This is a genomic window from Herbaspirillum sp. BH-1, from assembly GCF_002870055.1.
GTDB lineage: Bacteria > Pseudomonadota > Gammaproteobacteria > Burkholderiales > Burkholderiaceae_D > Herbaspirillum > Herbaspirillum frisingense.
Genome location: NZ_PKOI01000006.1, coordinates 114,101 through 133,205, shown reverse-complemented (window position 1 = coordinate 133,205; position 19,105 = coordinate 114,101). Strand labels below are relative to the sequence as shown.

Genomic DNA, 19,105 nt, shown 5'->3' with positions numbered 1-19,105 from the left:
CGTCTCCCATTTCCCGGTGGGAGTAGCGTTAATCTATTCCTTTACGATTCCCCATCTTGCTTCAGTCCGCGCTAGAATTTGACTAATAAGGCGACATCAATGGCGAACGCATTTCGCCCACCAGATGAAAACAAAAAGAGCGCCGCAACGACCAAGGAGACAGCCATTTTTATCCGCACCTTCTCTACCGCCGAGAGTCCGTCCCGTGAGGGCGCGCGATTGTTCGAAAGGCAGATGGCCAGCCTTTTTTCGATCGGCCTGTCACTGGACTCCGGAAAAGACGAGCCCTTGAGCACCCAGATGCAAGCCTATTGCGGCAGAAGCCTGCAATTTGCATCCATCCGCTTTTCTCCCCATGAGACGTCCGCACCGGCGACACATAAGGACACCCGCCGGTGGCTGGTGACTGTCCAGAAGGAAGGTGAGGCGCATGTTTCCCAAGGAGGGCGCAGCGCCCGTGTACGGCCTGGAGACATGGTGCTTATCGACCTGGCATCCCCCTTCCACATCGAAACCGGGCATATGGTGACGCACTCGACCTATGTCGATTCGGAGCTGTTGCGCAGGGTGGTTCCCGATGCGCATCTGCGCACGGCCAGGCGAATCGAGACGGCCGGTGGCCCGGGGGCAATCTTCCGGGCAATGAATGACGAGATGTTCGGCATGGCACCGGATCTCGATGAAAATACGGCCGCGCGTATTGCGCAGGCCCTTCCCTACACGCTTGCGGTTGCGCTTTCCCTCTGCGACAAGGAGATGACGGCCCTGCCCTCCAAGCTGCATGTTTTTCACCTTGAGCGCATCCGTGCGTTTGTTCGTGACAACCTGCACGATTCGTCGCTGGATGCCGAGATGATTTCGCAGGCGGTCAACCTGTCGACGCGGCACATCTATCAGCTCTTTACCGCAGAACAGACGTCGCTGATGAAGTGGGTGTGGTCCGAGCGTCTTGAGCGATGCCGTGAAGACCTGGTATCGCGTCAACTCTCGAACCGGCCCATCGGGGAGGTGGCTTATGGGTGGGGCTTCAGCGATGTGGCCCACTTCAGTCGTGCCTTCAAGGAGAAGTTCGACATGACCCCTCGGGAGTACAGGAAAGTGCACGGCTAAGCCCTGCATGGATGTGGCAGGGCCATGTGGCAAGGCCCCAATCCGCATTCAACGGATTGGGGCCTCGGCCGTCAGGAGCTGCCTGACTCCTGACTCAGCTCAGCAGGAATTGCCCGACGACTTCCGTGAATTCGGCAGCGGCTTCAACATTGCTGATATGACCCGACGGCAGCACCACAAATCTGGCGCCCGTAATGGCCTCGGCGACCTTTGCACAAATCTCCGGCTTCACGGCGGCATCCTTCTCACCGGCGACGACCAGCGTGGGTACTGATATCTCCTGCAGCCGTGCTACGTGGTTCATTACCTTGATGGCATCGACTGCCTCAAAATACCCCGCCTGGGTCGTACCTCGTACAAGGGATTCAATCCATTTCACGGTCAGCGGCGCACGGGCGCGATAGTCATCATCGAACCAGCGTTCTATCGTCGAACGTACATGCTGCTCGGCGCCGAACTCGCGGTAACTCCTCTGACGCTCATTCCAGAGCGCCACCACGGGTTCAGGAGTGACCGCTCCCGCGTTGGCAAGGACGAGCTTGCGGATTCGCTCCGGAAATTCCAGTGCAAAAGCCTGTGCAAGCATTGCGCCAAGCGAGACGCCGACCAGTGATACCTGGTCAACCCCCGCCCTCGTCAGAGTCACAGCCAGTTGCCGGGCGAAGTCCGTGAGTGTTGGCGTCCCCCCGAGCGGCTTGCTGAAGCCATGTCCAGGCAGATCAACCAGCACCAGCCGGAACGACTTTGACCAGACGGGCAGTTGCAGGCGCCAGATATCGCGATTCGCACAAATGGGGTGCAGCAACACAACCGCGTGATGTTCATCCTTGCCGAGTGACTCGGCTGCAAGTGGAACAATTTCTGCGTTCATCTCAGCCTTTCACTTTCCACTGGGCCAGGCCAATCCCTGTGTACCATTTGGAGACTGCCTTGTAGTAGAGCGACTCGAACTGGGCACCGTCTGCCGCACCATGGCCAATCAACCAGTTGCGGATTTCTTCCGCACCATTTCCGGCAGCAGCGACATGGTTTGTCGCGTGCTCAACAATCGTATCCGTATGGCCGCTGCCCAGGTTGACCAGGAACTGGCGGTCAAATTCCTCGTTGACCATGCCCATTCGCGGCGTGGCGATATCGTGGCTGATGCCACCGGTGGCAAGAATCGCGATGCGCTTGCTGGCGTCAAAGCTGGTGATCGCCTTGCGAAGGAACTTGCCCCAGTCGACGCATCGGCGCATCGTGGGCAAGGGTGGCTGGACACAGTTCACCAGCAATGGAACGATTTGTACGTGAGGTACCAGACCGGCCAGCAACAATGGGGTCAGCGAGCCGTGGTCAAGCACCAGCTCGATCGAGAAGGACGGGTCAAACCCGTTTTGTAGCGCTTCACCCAGGAGGTGCGCCCCCAATGCCGCATTCCCCGGCAAGACTTGCTTCTCAGCCTTCAGCCAGTGTTCCACAGGCGTCTGGTAGCTTTCGGCGGCACCGATGCAGAACGCGGGGAAATTGTTGAAAAAGAAGTTGTGGACATGGTCGTCGGAAATGACGATGACGGTATCGGGCCGCGACTCGGCGATACGCCGCCCCATCTCCTTGAACGCCGCGAAAATCGCGTCCCGGTCTTCACCGGGGATGGCATCCGGAAAATTCAGCATGACGGGCGTGTGGCTCGCCGCATAGATTCCTACGAGTTCAGCCATTCTTTTGCCCTCCTGCGACGGCCTTGAGTGATGCAAGGAATTCCTGTTCCGAAATGCGCAATCCCAGGCAGTGCGCCCGTAACAGATAGGGATTGGCACCCGCCAGATACATGGCGCCAATATCATTGGAACGAACCGCTTCCCGCAGGTTTTCCGGCATCGGCACCGTCGACAGATACTCGCCCGGAGATGCCAGATAGCGCTTGAGCTGCCCATCGTTGTGATGGACCTCGAACAGCACCTTGTTCAACCAGTAGGCAGATTGCGATGGAATCTGCTGGACCCAGTTTCCGCTCATGCGGCCCCCACCTGGCTTTTGACGTGGGTGGACAGCCACTGGACGATCGTTGGCAGCGTCTGCGGCGTATTTCCCATGTGTCCACCCGGGAACAGGCGAACGGCCTTGGGAGTGCCACGCTCGATCAGGAGATGCAGGTCAGCGATGGGACACTGCTTGTCTTCTTTGCCGTTCACCAGCAGCATCGGCGCGCTGGGTTGGTCGAGCAGCCCCTGGTCGACCAGAGAAAGGCGCTTGAAGCCGTCAATGTATTCCTGGTCGGTGGTCACGCCCAGCATGCGCTGACGCGTTTCGACAAGCTCCATCAGGTAGCTGTCGGGGTAGCGGGAGGATTCGACCCACTCTGGCTGGAACATATAGTGGGCACCACCGCCCCAGTTCACAGCGGCCGCAATGCGTTCCGGCTGCAAGTGCGCCAGTTTGGTCGCCCAGTAGCCGCCGAACGAGCGCCCCAGGATGCCGACCTTTGCGCCGTCCAGGTCACTCTGACGACTGGCCCACTCGAAGACGGGCAGGAACTGGCGCTCTGCATCCTGAACACCCTTCACCGGTGACTCGCCGGTGCCTGCATTGTCCATGGCGATGGTCGCCACGCCGGCCGCCAGGAAGGCATTGCATGCGGCGGTCATCTGTTCTTTCCATGCATCCACCCCGCCCCACATGACAACGACAGGCGGGCGCTCCACACCTTGGGGACGACGGATCAGGAACACGATTTCCTTGCCTTCACCGCTGCGGCCTTCGAAGGGAATGGTGACGCGCTGCACCGGATTATCCCAATAGGAACCCGCCAGGACATAGGTCTCGCGCTCTGCGCGTGCACAACACTCCTTGTCCGGATGATTCGGGCAAGGGAATCGACCCATGAAATAGAAGCCGCTTGCCTTCATGTAGAGCGCGGCGGCTTCTGCGTCGTTGGCGCTGTCACGGGCGCGGTCAGCCAGAGCGCGGGTTTCGTCACCGGCCTTGCCCCAGACGGCCGCCCACGATGCGCCATCCAGACCCTGAAGGGAGTCAATGAGACGCTCACCGTCTTCCTTCGACACCAGATTCATCGGGTGCACCTTGGCGGCCAGCTTGCCCAGCATCCATTGCTTGGCTTCGGCCAGGGTCTTGGGGCGGCCCTGCACGGCGCCGGCATTCTCTACGTTCTCGCTCAATTCGTCACCTCTGTCAGTTGCAAGCCCTTATCGATGTGGGCCCGGGATTGATATCGTAGGCGCGCGAAGGCCCGCTACTTTGCCCCCTGTGCTGCGCCTTTTGACCCTCAGCGCAGCATCGCTGTCTGCCTCCTTCGCTCCGAGACAAATTGCACGGCCAGTTCAGGCAAATTTCATCCATGCATACCGCTACGCTGCCAGTGTGAACAACATCCTGGCCTTTCGTATCGACTGCGGTCGTGCTGGGTCCGGTAACTGGAGACTTGTGTAGATGCAACAGAAGAAGATTCTTATCGTGGGCGGTGGGGTTGGCGGGATGTCTGCCGCCATATCGCTGGCCAGGTTCGGTCACCAGGTGGAGCTCATCGACCTTGACCCGGAATGGCGTGTCTACGGCGCCGGCATCACGATTACCGGCCCCACACTGCGGGCGTTCAAGGCGCTGGGCGTGCTACCGGACATTGAAGCGCGGGCCTACACCGGCGCCGGCATTCAGGTGTGCTCTACCGACGGTGCGCGTCTGGCAATATTGCCTACCCCCGTACGACCAGAGGATGGCATTCCCGGCTGCGGCGGCATCATGCGGCCGGTACTGCACAAGATTCTGTCGGCCAGAGTCCTGGCGGCTGGCGTGAATGTGCGTCTTGGACTCTCGGTTGAGAAGTTCAACCAAGGTCATGACCAGGTCGACGTAGAACTGACCGACGGCACCCGGTCCAGCTATGACCTGGTGATCGGCGCGGATGGACTGTTCTCGCGTATCCGGAGCCTGCTCTTCCCGGACGCCCCCACTCCCGAGTACACCGGTCAGAGCGCCTGGCGCGCCCAACTGCCTCGCCCTCCTGAAATTGACCGGCGCCATTTCTTCCTGGGCGGCCCGTATAAAGTCGGTTTGACACCCGTATCCAAGGAGCGGATGTACATGTTTCTCCTGGAAAACGCCAAGGAAAAGCGCCGCCTCCCGGAAGAGTCCCTTCCTGAAGAACTGGAACGTCTGACTCGCTCCTATGGCGGCATCATCCGTGAAATCGGCAAATCTCTGAGCGCGGAGAACACCATCGTCCATCGGCCGTTGGAAGCCTTTTTGCTGCCGGGTCCGTGGTTCAAGGGCCGAGTCCTGCTCATCGGCGATGCCGCCCATCCGACGACGCCTCAATTGGCGTCCGGTGCGGGTCTGGCGGCGGAAGATGCCTTGGTATTGGCCGAAGAATTCGGCGACGGCCAGGATATCGACCGTGCGTTGATGCGCTACATGTCCCGGCGCTATGAGCGCTGCCTGCTGGTGGTGCAGAACTCACTGGAGATTGGGCGACGCGAACAGGCCGGTCGGCCGATCGCGGAGCAAACCGTTCTCGTCGAACAATCCCTGAAGGTCCTGGCAGAGCCGATCTGACGCCGGCTCCTGGAGCAGCATGGCGTTTCTGTGCGCGGCAAAATCGGGCAAGTCCTGCTTCGCATAGAGACAAAATCGTGCAGGCGAGAAGACTAATATCGGAATTTGTACCTAGCAATCACTACAAAGTGGAGACCAGCATGACACAGCCATCTCACGACATCATCCGCGGCGCACAAGTCGCCATGAGCCGCCTCGCCGACCGCAATACGCCGTTTATCTTCAACGAATGGTATGTCGCAGCCTTCAGCGATGAAGTAGGTCGTTTTCTGCTCAAACGCACCCTGCTCGGCAAACGCGTGATCCTCTACCGCACCGAAGCTGGCAATCCGGTCGTCATGGACGACCGTTGCGTACACCGTTCCTATCCTCTGTCCGCAGGTCAGCTGGACGGTGATACCGTCGTCTGCGGCTACCATGGCCTGCGCTATGACGCATCCGGTGACTGCATCGAAGCCCCTGCAGTTGCAAAATGCCCGAAGAACATCGGCGTACGTACCTATCCGCTAGCGGAGCGTGGCCCGGTCATCTGGATCTGGATGGGTGACCCCGCCTTGGCTGATGAGTCCAAGGTTCCGGCGCTGCCCTGGATGATGGATAGTGAATGGGCCGGCGCCAAGGGCTACTACGACCTGAAGTCCAGTTACGTCTACTTGCACGAGAATCTGCTGGACACCTCGCACCTGAGCTACATGCATGCGAACACCATCGGCTCACCCGACTATGTGAAAGCGCCCACCACATCCGAAATGGGTGAAGGCAGGTTTGCCTTGGTACGCACGGTGTCGCCGACCAAACTGCCACCGGTCTGGGGAAAGCCGACTGGCCTGGACGGTGTGCCAACCGCATCGCGCATCGTTCGCAATGAATTCCTGACGCCTGCGCTCTACGAGGTGACGACCCGCTTGTACGATTCGGCACTTGCCGAAGGAGAACGTCCGGAATTCCTCATCAAGGTCGCTCACATGGCCACACCTGCCACGCACAACACCACCCATTACTTCATCTATCTGGGTCGTGACTTTGCCCAGACCGACGAGGCAGCGACGCAATTCATGGCCACGAATTTCTTCAAGGCATTCGATGAAGACGTGGTCGGCCTGAGCTTGCTCGAAGAAGTGATCGCAGAACAGGGGGACGACCTCTACGAAATCTCCATCGCCAGCGATGCGCTCGGCGTGGCCATGCGGCGTTATCTCAAAGGACGGGCCGACCAGGAAGCCAAGGATAAGGAAAACGCTCCGCCATCGACCGGTGCTGGCTTCCCCCAGGTGGTGATGATGCAGCAGTCCTGAATCCGGAAGTCAGCAGGAATGAGAATATGAAGCTCGATGCAGGCAGTAACTTGTGGATGACCATGACCGTATCGGCCAAGGTCCTGGAAGCGGATGGAATCTATTCGTTCAGGTTCAGAGCGGCCAGTGGTGAGGCCTTGCCCCGCTTCACCGCCGGTGCGCACATAGATGTCGAAGTCGCTCCCAACCTGGTCCGCCAATATTCGCTGTGTAACGTGGCGGGACAAAAGAGCGAATACGAAATTGCCGTGCTTCTGACAGAACCGTCCCGTGACGGCTCCAGGGGCATGCATGCGATTGAAGTTGGCCAATCGATCCGTATCAGTGCTCCCCGAAACAACTTCAACCTGGTACCCACCACCGGTCGGTCGATTCTGGTGGCCGGTGGCGTGGGCATCACGCCCATTTTGTCCATGGCAGAGGAGTTACACGCCCAATCCAAAGCATTCGAACTTCATTTCAGCGCCCGGTCACCCGCTCGCGCAGCGTTTCGCCAGCGTCTTGCCGAACGCTCCTTTGCCAAGGACGTGCGGTTCTACTTCGATAACGAAGGCCAGAAGCTCGACCTGGCTGACCTCGCCAGGTCTCGTCAACCCGATGACCACCTCTACGTGTGTGGGCCGACCGGCTTCATGGACTTCGTCCTGGGCGAATCGGAACGGCTGGGCTGGCAAAAAGAACAGCTCCACAAGGAGTATTTTTCCCCACCGTCGGTCGAGGAAAAAAGCGGCGCCAGCTTTGACGTCAGGATTGCAAGCACCGGCGATGTCTTCCACATCCCTGAAGATAAGTCAGTCGTTCAGGTATTGGCAGAAAATGGCATCGAAATTCCTACTTCCTGCGAGCAAGGGATATGCGGGACATGCATCACCCGCGTCCTGAGCGGCAGTATCGACCACCGCGATTTCATTCTCAGCGATGAAGAGAAGCGCCGCAATGACCAATTCACGCCATGCTGTTCCAGAGCGGCTTGCCAGATGATCGAACTGGATTTGTAGTTACCCGTCATGGGCGCCGTGGCCTGCCAGAGTTGCTGAATGGGGGATGCAATCAGCCCCTTCTCTCCGGCTCGGCAGCATGAATGAATACGTTGTAGGTATCGGCCGGACGATGACCACCGGCCAGATCAAGAGCGTGACCAATCGCCCCTCGATGGTAGGTTCCATGATTGATGAGGTGGAACAGGGCTTCTTCGCGGCTGAGTCTTCCGCGCTTGCCATCGACAAACGTGAAAGAAATGCTCTCCTTCCAACTACTGGACGTCAGGCTCCTGGCATAGGCCAACGACCACTGGTTTGCCGCCGTCAGCCTGGAATCCAGCTCGGCCAATTCCGGCAGATGCTCGGTATTGGTGGAGTCATGGGGGTCTTCAACTCCGCGCAATCTGGCTTGAAACAACTCCTCGACGCGAACCATGTGGTTCAGCTGTTGCCGTGCGAAATCCAGGGCGCTTTTCTGTTCCGCTTGGGTGAGTTGCGCTACCGCGTCAAGAGTGCGTCGGTCCGACCAACTCTTGTATTCCAGGATGTTAAACAAGTCCATTTTCAAGTTCCTCCTCAGCGCTGCACGATACCTCATCCGGGAGACGCATGCGACTCCACAGCTTCACGCTGGATGAAGCCGGCGTTTCTGAACAGGGAAATGAGATGATCAATTGGCAATGGCACGTGCAGCAGACATCACCAGATCGGCGTGCCTGCGCTCATCGGCGTCGCCGCCCCAACGGGCTGTGACAATGGCCAGGTTGACCGCCCCCACCGGGCGGCCGCGACGGTGATCCATCACCACCGCCGCCGTCGAGATATCGCCCAGGAAATATTCTTCGCGGCTGTGTGCATAGCCCTGCTCGCGAAAACGGATCAGCCGCTGCTTGATCGCAGCCTTGTCGGCCACGGTGTAGGGGGTGTACATGCGCAAGTCGCTGCGCGCGAGAATGTCGTCGACCTCATGGGGATCGAGCGCCGCCATCATGGCAAGACCGCTGGCGGTGCAAAAAGCAGGCAAGCGCGTGCCGGTCACCACCGTCGGATTGAGCACGTTGCTGCTGACGATACGCTGGACGAAAACAATCTCGGTGCCATCGAGGATGGTGAGATTGGTGGTCTCCTCGGTTTCCCGGCTCAGTTGCTGCAAGTAGGGCGTCGCGCGCAGCACAAGGTCGCTCGATGACAGATAGTGGTAGGCGAAGTTGAGTACCTGTGGCGCCAGCTCGTACTTGCGCACGGCCTCATCCTTGCTCAGGTAGCCCAGCGTCATCAGCGTGTAGGTGAAACGCTGCGTGGTACTGAGATCGAATCCGGTGAGGGCGGCGATCTGCGTCAGCGACAACTGCCGCTGCTGGCCGTCGAAGGCCATCAGTACCTTCATCGCCTTCTCGACCGAGTTCACGTACAGCGGCGAGTCTGCGCCCGTCAGTTCGTTGCCTGTGCGGGCGGTGTCTTTTTTTGTGGCCATGCGTTCGCTCATTGGCCCCGCATTGCGGCGGGGCATCTGTCAAAAAACACTATTATCGCCGCTTCCCGCGTTACTTCAGCACACTACTGGCACGATCCCAGGCCAGCGACAGATCACGGCTCAGCAAATGCTTGCGGATGCGTTCTGACAGCGTGGTTTCGAATCCTTGCGTCTGCTGGTAGTAACGCGGCAGCTGATAACTCGCCAGGCGCGAGCTGGCCCAGGCCGCCAGTTCGTCAAATGGGAGCCTCATCCCTTCCTTGAATTGCACGAACAGCATGATTTCCTGTTCGCCGACATCGCTGGCCACGCCGATGGCGGCGACGGCGGCGATGGCCGGGTGCATGACGAAGATGCGTTCGATTTCCCAGGCCGACACATTTTCTCCACGTACCCGCATGCTGTCGGTCTTGCGGCCGACGAAGAACAGATCGCCTTCGTCGTCCGAGCGTGCCATGTCACCGGTGTAGAGCTTGCCGTGGCGGCGCGCTTCGCTGGTGGCTTTCGGGTTGTCCAGATAGGTGGGCAGGAAGCATCCCTCGACATCGGTGGACACCACGATCTGGCCGAGCTCGCCGGTGGGTACGGGTTGGTCGTTCTCATCGAGCAGCTCGACACGCAGCCAGGGCAAGGCGCGGCCGATCGATCCTGGTTTTCCGCTGTAGTTGACGGTGGTGAAACTCGACACCTCGGTCATGCCATAACATTCGCGCAAGGCAATCCCCAGGCGTTGCACGATGCTGTCCCACGATTTGGTCGATACGCCGGCGCCCCAGGCGACCTGCAGCGTGTGCTGCGCTGGCTGGGACTCGGGTGGCAGCTGGCAGACGATATCCAGAATGCCGCCCAGGTAATGCAAATGGGTCGAGCGGGCCTGCTCTACCTGCTGCCAGAAGCGGCTGGCCGAGAAACGTTCGACCACCTGCAGACTGACATCGGCCAGGAAGGGAACCAGCAGCAGCTGTGCGCCACCGATGTGGCACAACGGCTCCCAGACGAACATGCGGTCGCCCGGCTTCACACCAGAGACCAACACCGTGCCCTCGCTGGCAATGCGCATCATACGATGGGTAAATACGACGCCCTTGGGTGCGCCGGTGGTGCCGGAGGTGTAGATCAGGCAGAGCGTATCGTCCGATGCGATGGGTATGGGCGGCAGCGCTTCAGCGGCCGGCAGTTCCAGCTCATTGAGCCAGACCAGTTTTTTGGGTTCCTGTTCCAGGCCGGCGAGAGCCTGGGCAAAGCTGGGTTGCGTAATGAAGAGATCGGGCTTGCAGTGGCCGAGCAGATAGTCGATACCGGGCGCCTTGAGGCGCGTATTGACCGGCACCCAGACTGCTCCGCTCAGCATCAGTGCATAGATCAGCGCCATGTGTTCGAGGCCATTTTCGAGCATCAAGGCAACCCGGTCGCCGTGGCCGATACCCTGGTGCGCCAGCCAGGTTCGCATGCGTGCGACACGCTGTGCCATCTCGCCATAGGAGGTGGGTACACCGTTGAACTCGATGAGCGTCTTTTGCGCGCGCTCTGCATGGGCGGCAAAGCCGGATTGCAGTAGCGGCACAACATCGAGGTTGTCAGCGGCGTCGCGAACGGGAAAGTAATGTGGATAGACGTGCATGTCGATTCTTATTCAAAAGGGATGGAGTCAGCTACGGGCCATGCGTAGTCTCTTGTGCAGCGACGGGAGCGCCACCAGCAGTGAAATGATCACCACCATCACCAGCGATACGGCGGCCAGCGTCGGGTTCACCTGCAGGATCATGTCGTCCCACATCTGCTTGGGCAGCGTGTTCTTGAGGCCACCACTGACGAAGATGGCGATGGTCAGTTCGTCAAACGAAATGATGAATGCCATCTGTAACGCCGCTGCGATGCTGCCGATCATGATCGGCAAGTGGATGGTGCGCAGCCGCGTCATGGCCGACGCGCCGAGGATGCGCGCGGCGTCGTCCAGGCGCCAGTCGAAGCGCTTGAGTGCGGCCGCCATCGTCACCACGACATAGGGGATGGCCAGCACGGTGTGACCGATGACCAGGCCGATATCGGTGCCGACCAGGCTCAACCGGGAGAAGAGATAAAACAGACCGACTGCCACCACGATGCGTGGCACGATGAGGGGTGCCAGCAAGAAGGCGAAGAACGGCTTGGTCCAGCGCGAAGGCAAGCGGGTGAGCGCCAGCGCTGCGCCGATGCCAAATGCAGTAGAGGCCAGCGCCGTGACGGTGGCGACGCCAAATGAACGCAGGAACGATGTCTGCCAGACTTCCGAGAACAAGAAACTGTTGAACCAGCGCAGGCTGAGTCCCTTGGGGGGGAAACTCAGGAAGGGAGAATCGGTGAAGGCAATGGGCAGCACCACGATGATCGGCAGGGACAGCAATGCCACGATGCCGAAGCCATAGACCTTCATGATCGGACGACGCCCATCGGTGGCACGACGGAGCCCGCTGAACAGGCGCCCGATGGCAATCAAGAGGGTGTTGCTCCAGGTACCGCCACTGGACGACCGGGCCCGCGTTTCGCCACTTAAGGACGATAGACCGACCAGCTTGTCGTAGAGCATGAAGATCAGGATGGCCGCCACCAGCAGTACCGCCGAAAGGGCCGCAGCGTAGGGCAGGTTGAACAGTTCGTTGATGGCCTGGATCACCAGTTGCGCCACCATGGTCTCGCTGGGTGCGCCGAGCAAGGCCGGCAGGATGAAGAAGCCGAGGCTGGTGATGAAGACCAGCAAGCCGGCAGCAGCCACGCCCGGCCCTGCCATGGGGAGGAAGATCGAGAAGAATGACACCGACGGGCTGGCCCCCAGCGTTTCGGCCGCATGCATCAATTGCATGTTGACGCTGCGCATGATGGGCAGCATGTTGATGACGGCCAGCGGCAGCATGGCGTGCACCATGCCGATCATGACACCGAACATGGACGGCACCAGGGCGCGCCCGTCATCGACCATGCCCAGCGCGTGCGCCAGGGAAAACAGTACGCCGGTCTTGGACAGCACCAGGATCCAGGCAAAGGTCTTGACCAGATAGCTCGTCCAGAACGGGATCATGATCCACATGATCCAGCGCTCGCGTATCCGATCGTCCAGCTGGCTAAGGAAATAGGCCACCGGAAAACCAAGCAGGACGGAGAACAGCGCGGTCATCCCGGAGATCGAGAAGGTCGTCCACAGCACCTTGAAGAATACGAAGTCACTACCCAGGCGCACATATTGCGCGGTGGTGAAATGGCCATCGGCATCGAGTACGCTGGTTTGCAGGATCTCCACCACCGGCAGACAGAAAAAGATCGCCAGGAACAACAGACAAGGCACGGCTGGCAGCAGTGCGCGCAGGGTCTTCATGAATGAGGCCGGCATGATGTGCTCCGCTTATAGATTGACCACTGCGGCGTGGGCTGGATTCCAGCGCAGGCCGATGTTGGCGCCGACCTCTGGCGCATCACGGCGACTGCAGCGCAAGAGGAAAGGCTCGTCACCGCCGACGTCGACCAGCACGCGGTAATCGGATCCGGCAAACACCACTTCGGTGACCTGGCCGTTGAGCAGCGCTTCAGTCGCACCGCACGGTGTGGCCTGCTCGGGTCGCACCACCAATGCTTGGGCCGCGCCTTCGCGCGCGGCCGCCGCGTCCAGGGGAAGTGTGTGGCGGCCGTGATGCAATACGCTGACGCCGCCGGCACCGCGTTGTGCCGTTCCCCGCAACAGGTTGGAATAACCGATGAACTGCGCTGAGAAGGCGGTGGCCGGGCGATCGTAGAGATCTTCTGGCGTACCCAGTTGCTCGATCCTTGAATTGTTCATCAGGCAGATACGGTCGGAGAGGTTGAGTGCTTCTTCCTGATCGTGGGTGACGTAGATGAAGGTGGCGCCGAGCTCCTTGTGCAGCTTGCGGATCTCGGCCTGCATGTGTTCGCGCAGTTTTTTGTCCAGCGCACCCAGCGGCTCGTCGAGCAGGATCACCGAAGGTTTGTAGACGAAACAGCGCGCCAGCGCGATGCGCTGTTGTTGTCCGCCCGACAGCTCGCGCGGCAGGCGGTGTACATAGGCACCCATTTGCACCATATCCAGCGCATCCTGGACGGCGGCAGTGATCGCGGCCTTGTCCATCTTGCGCATGCGCAGCGGATAGGCGATGTTCTCCCACACTGACAAATGCGGAAACAGGGCATAACTCTGAAACACCATGCCAATGCCGCGTTCACCGGCCGGCTTGTGGGTGGCTTCCTTGCCGCTGATGATAAGTTGGCCTGCGCTGGGCTCGACCAGACCGGCGATGATCTGAAGCAGTGTGGTCTTGCCCGAGCCAGAGGGTCCGAGCAAGGTGAGGAACTCGCCATCTTGCACCGTCAGGTCGGTCGGCGAAAGCGCGGTGACGCTGTCGTAGTGTTTGCAGATACCCAGTGTTTGCAATCGTGCAGTCATGATGTGTCATTCAGTTCATGCACCCGCGCGGCGCAGTTGACAAGCGCGCGGACGACGGTGCGAGGGGAACAGGTCTGGCTGCGCCGCATGACGCCCTGTGGTGTTGGCGTTGGCGCTGCGGCGCGGCTTTACGTCAGTGCGGCGGTGCGGTTCTAGCTGAGCAGCCAGGCGTTGAAACGATCCGATACGGCGAGACGGTTCTTGTGCCACCAGGGGCCGTTTGGCGGGCGCATCTGACCGATGTTTTCCGGTGAGGTCGGCAGGATCGCCGCGCGCTTGGGCGGGATGTCCTTGTACGCCTCCAGCGCCGTCGGACCATAGGCCAAGGTATCGGTGAATGCGCTTTGCAGCTTGGCGTCGGCACAGAACTTGACGAAGTCCCTGGCGATGGCCGCCTTCGGCGTACCCTTCGGCACCCCCCAGCCTTCTACCGAATACAGACCCTGGTTCCAGTTGATGGCCACCGGTGCGCCGCCTTCGATGGCGGTTTGCGCGCGCGCATTCCAGATCGAGATCATGTCGACCTCGCCGGATTGGATCAGCTGCATCGATTGCGCACCGCTGGTCCACCATACCGCGACGTGTTTCTTGATACGGTCCAGGCTCTTGAAGGCGCGATCCAGATCCAGCGGGTAGAGTTTGTCGGGGCTGACGCCGTCAGCCATCAGGGCTTGTTCCAGGGTATCGATGGCATTGCGGCGCAGCGAGCGGCGGCCGGGGAATTTCTCGACGTTCCAGAAATCGGCCCAGGTCTTGGGGCCATTGTTGGCGTACTTGTCGGTGCGGTAGGCCAGGATGGTGGCGTAGACATCCACCCCCAGGAAATTGGGTGTGACAGTACCGGCCAGCATGTTCTTGAAGTCAGTCGGCACCAGGCCCAGCGGCTCCAGCAGCCCACCTTCTTCAAGGATGGGAATATCTTGTTGCAGCGTGAGCGTTGTGACGTCCCAGACAAAGTTTCTGGCCTTCACCATCGCGGTGAACTGGGCAACGGGTTGGGACTCGCGCGCCACGTTGACGATCTTGACACCGGTTTCCTTCTCGAACGGATCGTAGAACGCCTTGCGATACGCGGTCGTGTAAGGGCCGCCCGGATCGGACACCACCAGTGTCTTGTTCTGTGCGATGACCATCGGTGCTGCGACTGCCAATGCCGTGCCGCCTGCTGCCTTGAGCACTCCACGACGCTTGTTGTTGACGGGCTGTTTCATACCATGCTCCCTGAATAGAGTAGTTGATCCAAAACCTGCATTCCCTGCTGCTGTTACCGACGATGTCGCGCCTTACTTCGTGATGCTGTGGCCTCGCTTCTTGAAGAACTCTTCCATCATGCGTGCCGGCTCTCCAGTGGCGTAGGCTTCCATCTGGATACGACGTCCTGCCGCGATGGTCTTGACGAAGCTTTCTTCGGACACTTCGCAGAAGCGCTGCTTGTTCAGGCGCATTGCCACCGACGGTTTGGCGGCCAGCTCACGTGCGATTTGCAGCGTCTTGGGCAGCACCTCTGCTGGCTCCACCAGGTGGTGAATCAGGCCCAGGGCATGCGCTTCAGCCGCTTCCATCATGCGACCGGTCAGCGTCAGTTCGATCGTGCGGGAAATGCCCAGCATCTGTTTCATGATCCAGGGACCGGTGACGCTGGGGATACCCGAATTGATCTCGGGTTGCCCCATCCGTGAGCCGGCGTGGCCGACGCGGATATCGGCCAACAGCGCCACCTGGAAGGCCGAGCCGGCTGCCGTTCCGTTGAGCGCGATGAGCAATGGCTTTTGCAGGGTACGGATGGTGCGGTAGTAGTTTTCCCACTCGCTCATCCATTCATCGGCGCGCGCCTGGTCGAAACCATGGGCTTCTTCCAGATCCTGGCCCGCGCAGAAGGCCCGGTCACCAGCACCGGTCATGACGATGGCGCCGATCGCCGTATCGGTATTGAAAGCGGCAAGTGCGGCGATGATCTCGTTGCGCATGGCGGTGTGCCATGCATTGAGTTTCTCGGGCCGGTTCAGCGTGATGATGGCGACATTGCCGTCCCGTGAAGTCTTGATGTATTTTTCCATAACTATTCCTATGTAATAACTAATGTTTTAATGTGCCATAAAATGATATAGCAACAAATGTGCCTGTCTATATGCAATGCAATAGGCACTAAATGCACCATTAGCTATCTTTGGGAGCGAGACGAATCCCTGAAATTTGGCGCTGCGCACAATGAATGGGCGAAGGCGAAGGGCTGGCCTGAGGGAAGAGGATGGTGGGAACGCGACCGGGAGTCGGCCTGGTGGCCAGTGCTGTGTGCGTAGTGTGCTGTACAAAGGGGGGAGGAGCGTGTTTCAGTGAGGGCGGACACCCGGTCCGGCGAGGCGGGCGTTTCCAGGTGGATCTACTGGCGTACCGGATGGCTGCCTGAAGGGCTAGGACCGCCGAGCGCTACGGCCTTGATACCGCCAGAAATCCAGGGCCTGTTTACATTCAATCGACGAGTGATTGAATGTGAACCGGCGCTAGCCCTTCAGCGCCAGCCGGATACCCTCAGCATAGGAAGTCTTTTCTATCGGCCCGATCAACTGCTGCAGCGCCGAATCGTCCATGATCACCGGCTGCGTCTGCAGATAATGCATCTCCACCAGTTCGCGCATCAAGGGGTTGAACATTCCGATGAACCGCAGCAGGGTCTTGCCCGCCACCCGGATTTTCAGCTTGCGCCCGGTCTGGCGCTCCATTTCCGCCACCAGCGCTTCTTGCGTCGTCACGCCCGCACCCGCCAGGTGCCAGATCCTGCCGAAGGCCGCAGGCGTGTTGACCAACCTGGCCACGACCGGACCGACGTCCGGCACGAACACAAACTCGTGCGGCCGATCCAGCGGGCCGATCATGTCCGCCCTGCCGCCTTGCGCCGCTGCCTTGATCGCACCGTGCAACAGGCTGGCTTCGACACCGGGGCCGTAGAAGTCCGGCAGGCGCAGTACCGCCGCCTGGATGCGCCCTTCGATGTGCGCCTGCATCAGCAGATCTTCCTGCGCCTTGCGCATGCGGCCCTTGAAGGTATGCGGCTGGCGTGGATGGTCTTCACGCACCGGTGTGGTCTGCGGAAAACCATACGGGTACACCGTGCCGATCAGGAGAATGCGCTTGACACCGGCGCGGATGGCGCCGGCCAGGGTCTTGCGCATCAGTTCTGGATGCAGCTCGAACTGCGTGTAGTTGACGCCCACCAGGTAGATCAGTGTATCGACGCCATGCGCGGCCGATTCCACCGACGCCGGTGAATCGGGGTTCCAGCTGACGATCTCGGCGAGCGGATCTGATCCGAAGGTCTTGCGCAGGCTCGCTTCGCTACGGCCAACAACGCGGTAATGCTGGCCTTGCGCGCTGATGGCGGCAGCGATGCTGCGACCGATGGCGCCGGCAGCACCGAACAGGGCAATCTTGGACATGGACTTCTCCTTGGGTAGCGTGTGATGGAAGAAGCTCCAGTATGCAAAATTGACGCATCAGTGAAAATTGCATAAATTAACCTAGCATCTATACATAAATGAATACCATGGCCGACATCGAACCGAATTGGGAGTGGTACCGAACCTTCCTCAAGGTCTTGGAGACGGGCTCGCTGTCAGCGGCCGGACGCGAGATGGGTCTGACGCAGCCGACCGTGGGCCGCCATATCGACCAGCTGGAATCGACGCTGGGATTGAAACTCTTCGTTCGCTCCTTCGACGGCTTTTCGCCCACTGGCGCAGCACTGGAACTGAAACCCTATGCAGCCGGGATTGCCGCCACCTCCGCTGCATTGCGCCGGGTCGCCAGCAGCCAGGGCAAGGAAGTGCGCGGAACCGTCAGGCTGACCGCCAGCGAAGTCATCAGCGTGGAAGTGCTGCCGCCCATCCTGACCGAACTCAGACGTCAGCATCCGGAGTTGCGCGTCGAACTGGTCATGTCAAACAAGCCCGATGACCTGCTGAACCGAGAGGCCGATATCGCCGTGCGCATGTTCAAGCCGTCGCAGGATGCGCTGATCGCCAGGCGGCTGGGCAGCATCGAAGTGGGGCTACATGCCCACCAGCGCTATCTTGCGGCCCACGGCACGCCGCGCTCGCTCGACGCGCTGGCCGAGCATGCGCTCATCGGCTTCGACCAGGAAAGCGCCTATGTGCGCAAGGTATTGAAAGAGCTCCCCTGGCTTTCGCGTGCCATCCTGGCGTTCCGCACCGATAGCGACCTCGCACAACTGGCCGCCATCCGCGCCGGCTTCGGCATCGGTATCTGCCAAGTGGCACTGGCGGCGCGGGACGATGCACTGGTGCGTCTGCTGCCCAGGCAATTCTCGCTCAAGATGGAAACATGGGTCGCCATGCATGAGGACCTGCGCGCAAGTCCGCGTTGCGCTGTGACATTTGCCGCCCTGGTAAAGGGTCTGGGCGCCTATATACGCAATTGACCTCCGCGTCGGGCGTTCAGGCAGCTTCTGCCGGTTTTTCTCGAACACCGGGTTTTCCCTCCCTCTGTCCAGACAGCGATCCATTGCGCATTCGCAATTGATCAACAACCACAAGGTCCGTTGTTTCTTTCTCCCCATCGCAACGAAAGTTGTTGACCACTGAGAATGATCGTTCTACTATACATAGAACGATCATTCTCATCTGGTTCACATGGATACTACTGACGACTCCCCTCTCACCGCCCGGCTGCTGGCCGCGACCGAGAAACTCATCTATTCAGGGGGCATTCACGCCACCGGCATGGATGCCATCGTGAAGGCCTCCGGTGTGGCGCGGCGCAGTATCTACCAGCTCTACTCAAACAAGGAAGCCTTGGTCGCGGCCGCGCTGCTGGCGAGAGACCAACGGTGGATGGCGTGGTTTATCGATGCGACTTCGCAAACCAGTGCTCCGCTTGAGCGACTTGCGTCGATCTTCCCTGCGCTGCGCCAATGGTTTGAAACCGAGGATTTCCACGGCTGCGCATTTATCAATGCCGCCGGTGAGCTTGGCGGGGTCAATCCCGAGATTGGCGCGGTAGCGGCGCTGCACAAGCAACGCTTGCTCTCCTATCTCCGTGAGCTGACCAATGCGTCAGGCTTGAACAATCCGGACGAAATCGCGAACTATTTTCTGATTCTTATCGACGGCGCAACTGCAGTGGCCATGGTCACTGGCGATACAGGCGCCGCCGATAGCGCTGGTAGAGCGGCCGCTCTGCTTTTATCAACCCTGCAGCAGCAGGCGGGGTCCGTTTCACCTAAACATTCACGTCACCATTGAGGTCATAT

At 59.9% G+C, this 19,105-nt stretch carries 18 protein-coding genes; 6 read left to right on the top strand and 12 right to left on the bottom strand.

The features are described from left to right. The first annotated feature begins 99 nt into the window (after positions 1–99). A complete protein-coding gene (locus tag HBH1_RS10410; protein ID WP_102662703.1) occupies positions 100–1,110 on the top strand; it encodes a helix-turn-helix domain-containing protein in 1,011 nt (336 codons plus the stop codon). Between the two features lie 94 nt (positions 1,111–1,204). Here the strand turns inward: HBH1_RS10410 and HBH1_RS10405 are convergent, their stop codons facing one another. From HBH1_RS10405 to HBH1_RS10390, 4 genes are read right to left on the bottom strand one after another with little or no spacing between them, the layout of a single operon-like run. Continuing rightward, entirely contained in the window at positions 1,205–1,981 is a 777-nt protein-coding gene (locus tag HBH1_RS10405; RefSeq protein ID WP_102662702.1) for an alpha/beta fold hydrolase, read from the bottom strand. A 1-nt stretch (position 1,982) separates the two neighbouring features. Then, a complete protein-coding gene (locus tag HBH1_RS10400; RefSeq protein ID WP_102662701.1) occupies positions 1,983–2,810 on the bottom strand; it encodes a DODA-type extradiol aromatic ring-opening family dioxygenase in 828 nt (275 codons plus the stop codon). Further along, the gene (locus HBH1_RS10395) at positions 2,803–3,108 is read right to left on the bottom strand and encodes a subunit of meta cleavage enzyme (protein ID WP_102662700.1); all 306 of its coding nucleotides are present in this window, start codon (positions 3,106–3,108) and stop codon (positions 2,803–2,805) included. Before HBH1_RS10395 ends, HBH1_RS10400 begins: the two co-directional genes overlap by 8 nt. Next, positions 3,105–4,268: an alpha/beta hydrolase family protein gene (locus HBH1_RS10390; RefSeq protein ID WP_102662699.1), complete on the bottom strand. Its 1,164-nt coding sequence runs from the start codon at positions 4,266–4,268 to the stop codon at positions 3,105–3,107. The genes HBH1_RS10395 and HBH1_RS10390 overlap by 4 nt, the downstream gene beginning before the upstream one ends. A gap of 271 nt (positions 4,269–4,539) precedes the next feature. Between HBH1_RS10390 and HBH1_RS10385 the strand changes: the two genes are divergently transcribed. The 3 genes from HBH1_RS10385 (at position 4,540) to HBH1_RS10375 (ending at position 7,954) form a co-directional block, all read left to right on the top strand. Beyond that, positions 4,540–5,661 carry an FAD-dependent monooxygenase gene (locus tag HBH1_RS10385; RefSeq protein ID WP_102662698.1) on the top strand — a complete coding sequence of 374 codons (1,122 nt, stop codon included), beginning with the start codon at positions 4,540–4,542 and terminating at the stop codon, positions 5,659–5,661. 140 nt (positions 5,662–5,801) lie between these two features. Then, the gene (locus HBH1_RS10380) at positions 5,802–6,956 is read left to right on the top strand and encodes an aromatic ring-hydroxylating dioxygenase subunit alpha (RefSeq protein WP_102662697.1); all 1,155 of its coding nucleotides are present in this window, start codon (positions 5,802–5,804) and stop codon (positions 6,954–6,956) included. Positions 6,957–6,982: 26 nt separating this feature from the next. After that, positions 6,983–7,954: a PDR/VanB family oxidoreductase gene (locus HBH1_RS10375; RefSeq protein WP_102662696.1), complete on the top strand. Its 972-nt coding sequence runs from the start codon at positions 6,983–6,985 to the stop codon at positions 7,952–7,954. Positions 7,955–8,006: 52 nt separating this feature from the next. Here the strand turns inward: HBH1_RS10375 and HBH1_RS10370 are convergent, their stop codons facing one another. The 8 genes from HBH1_RS10370 to HBH1_RS10335 all read right to left on the bottom strand — a co-directional run bounded on the left by HBH1_RS10370 (position 8,007) and on the right by HBH1_RS10335 (position 17,273). Then, positions 8,007–8,498 (bottom strand): DinB family protein, encoded by a 492-nt coding sequence (locus tag HBH1_RS10370; protein ID WP_102662695.1) that lies wholly within the window; start codon positions 8,496–8,498, stop codon positions 8,007–8,009. 108 nt (positions 8,499–8,606) lie between these two features. Continuing rightward, a complete protein-coding gene (locus HBH1_RS10365) occupies positions 8,607–9,422 on the bottom strand; it encodes an IclR family transcriptional regulator (RefSeq protein ID WP_102662694.1) in 816 nt (271 codons plus the stop codon). A gap of 58 nt (positions 9,423–9,480) precedes the next feature. Further along, complete coding sequence (locus HBH1_RS10360; protein WP_102662693.1) at positions 9,481–11,031, bottom strand: AMP-binding protein; 1,551 nt, start codon at positions 11,029–11,031, stop codon at positions 9,481–9,483. 27 nt (positions 11,032–11,058) lie between these two features. Beyond that, positions 11,059–12,774, bottom strand: coding sequence for an ABC transporter permease subunit (locus tag HBH1_RS10355; RefSeq protein WP_102662692.1), 1,716 nt, complete (start codon positions 12,772–12,774; stop codon positions 11,059–11,061). Positions 12,775–12,786: 12 nt separating this feature from the next. Beyond that, a complete protein-coding gene (locus HBH1_RS10350) occupies positions 12,787–13,839 on the bottom strand; it encodes an ABC transporter ATP-binding protein (protein WP_102662691.1) in 1,053 nt (350 codons plus the stop codon). 152 nt (positions 13,840–13,991) lie between these two features. Next, complete coding sequence (locus HBH1_RS10345; RefSeq protein WP_006461254.1) at positions 13,992–15,050, bottom strand: ABC transporter substrate-binding protein; 1,059 nt, start codon at positions 15,048–15,050, stop codon at positions 13,992–13,994. A 72-nt stretch (positions 15,051–15,122) separates the two neighbouring features. Next, a complete protein-coding gene (locus tag HBH1_RS10340; RefSeq protein WP_102662690.1) occupies positions 15,123–15,896 on the bottom strand; it encodes an enoyl-CoA hydratase/isomerase family protein in 774 nt (257 codons plus the stop codon). A gap of 444 nt (positions 15,897–16,340) precedes the next feature. Then, positions 16,341–17,273 (bottom strand): NAD-dependent epimerase/dehydratase family protein, encoded by a 933-nt coding sequence (locus tag HBH1_RS10335; RefSeq protein WP_102662689.1) that lies wholly within the window; start codon positions 17,271–17,273, stop codon positions 16,341–16,343. Between the two features lie 107 nt (positions 17,274–17,380). On the opposite strand from HBH1_RS10335, the gene HBH1_RS10330 reads away from it, so the two are divergent. Next, positions 17,381–18,274: a LysR family transcriptional regulator gene (locus HBH1_RS10330; RefSeq protein WP_102662838.1), complete on the top strand. Its 894-nt coding sequence runs from the start codon at positions 17,381–17,383 to the stop codon at positions 18,272–18,274. Between the two features lie 211 nt (positions 18,275–18,485). After that, on the top strand, positions 18,486–19,097 hold the full coding sequence (locus tag HBH1_RS10325) for a TetR/AcrR family transcriptional regulator (RefSeq protein WP_102662688.1): 612 nt from the start codon (positions 18,486–18,488) through the stop codon (positions 19,095–19,097). The last annotated feature ends 8 nt before the right edge of the window (positions 19,098–19,105 follow it).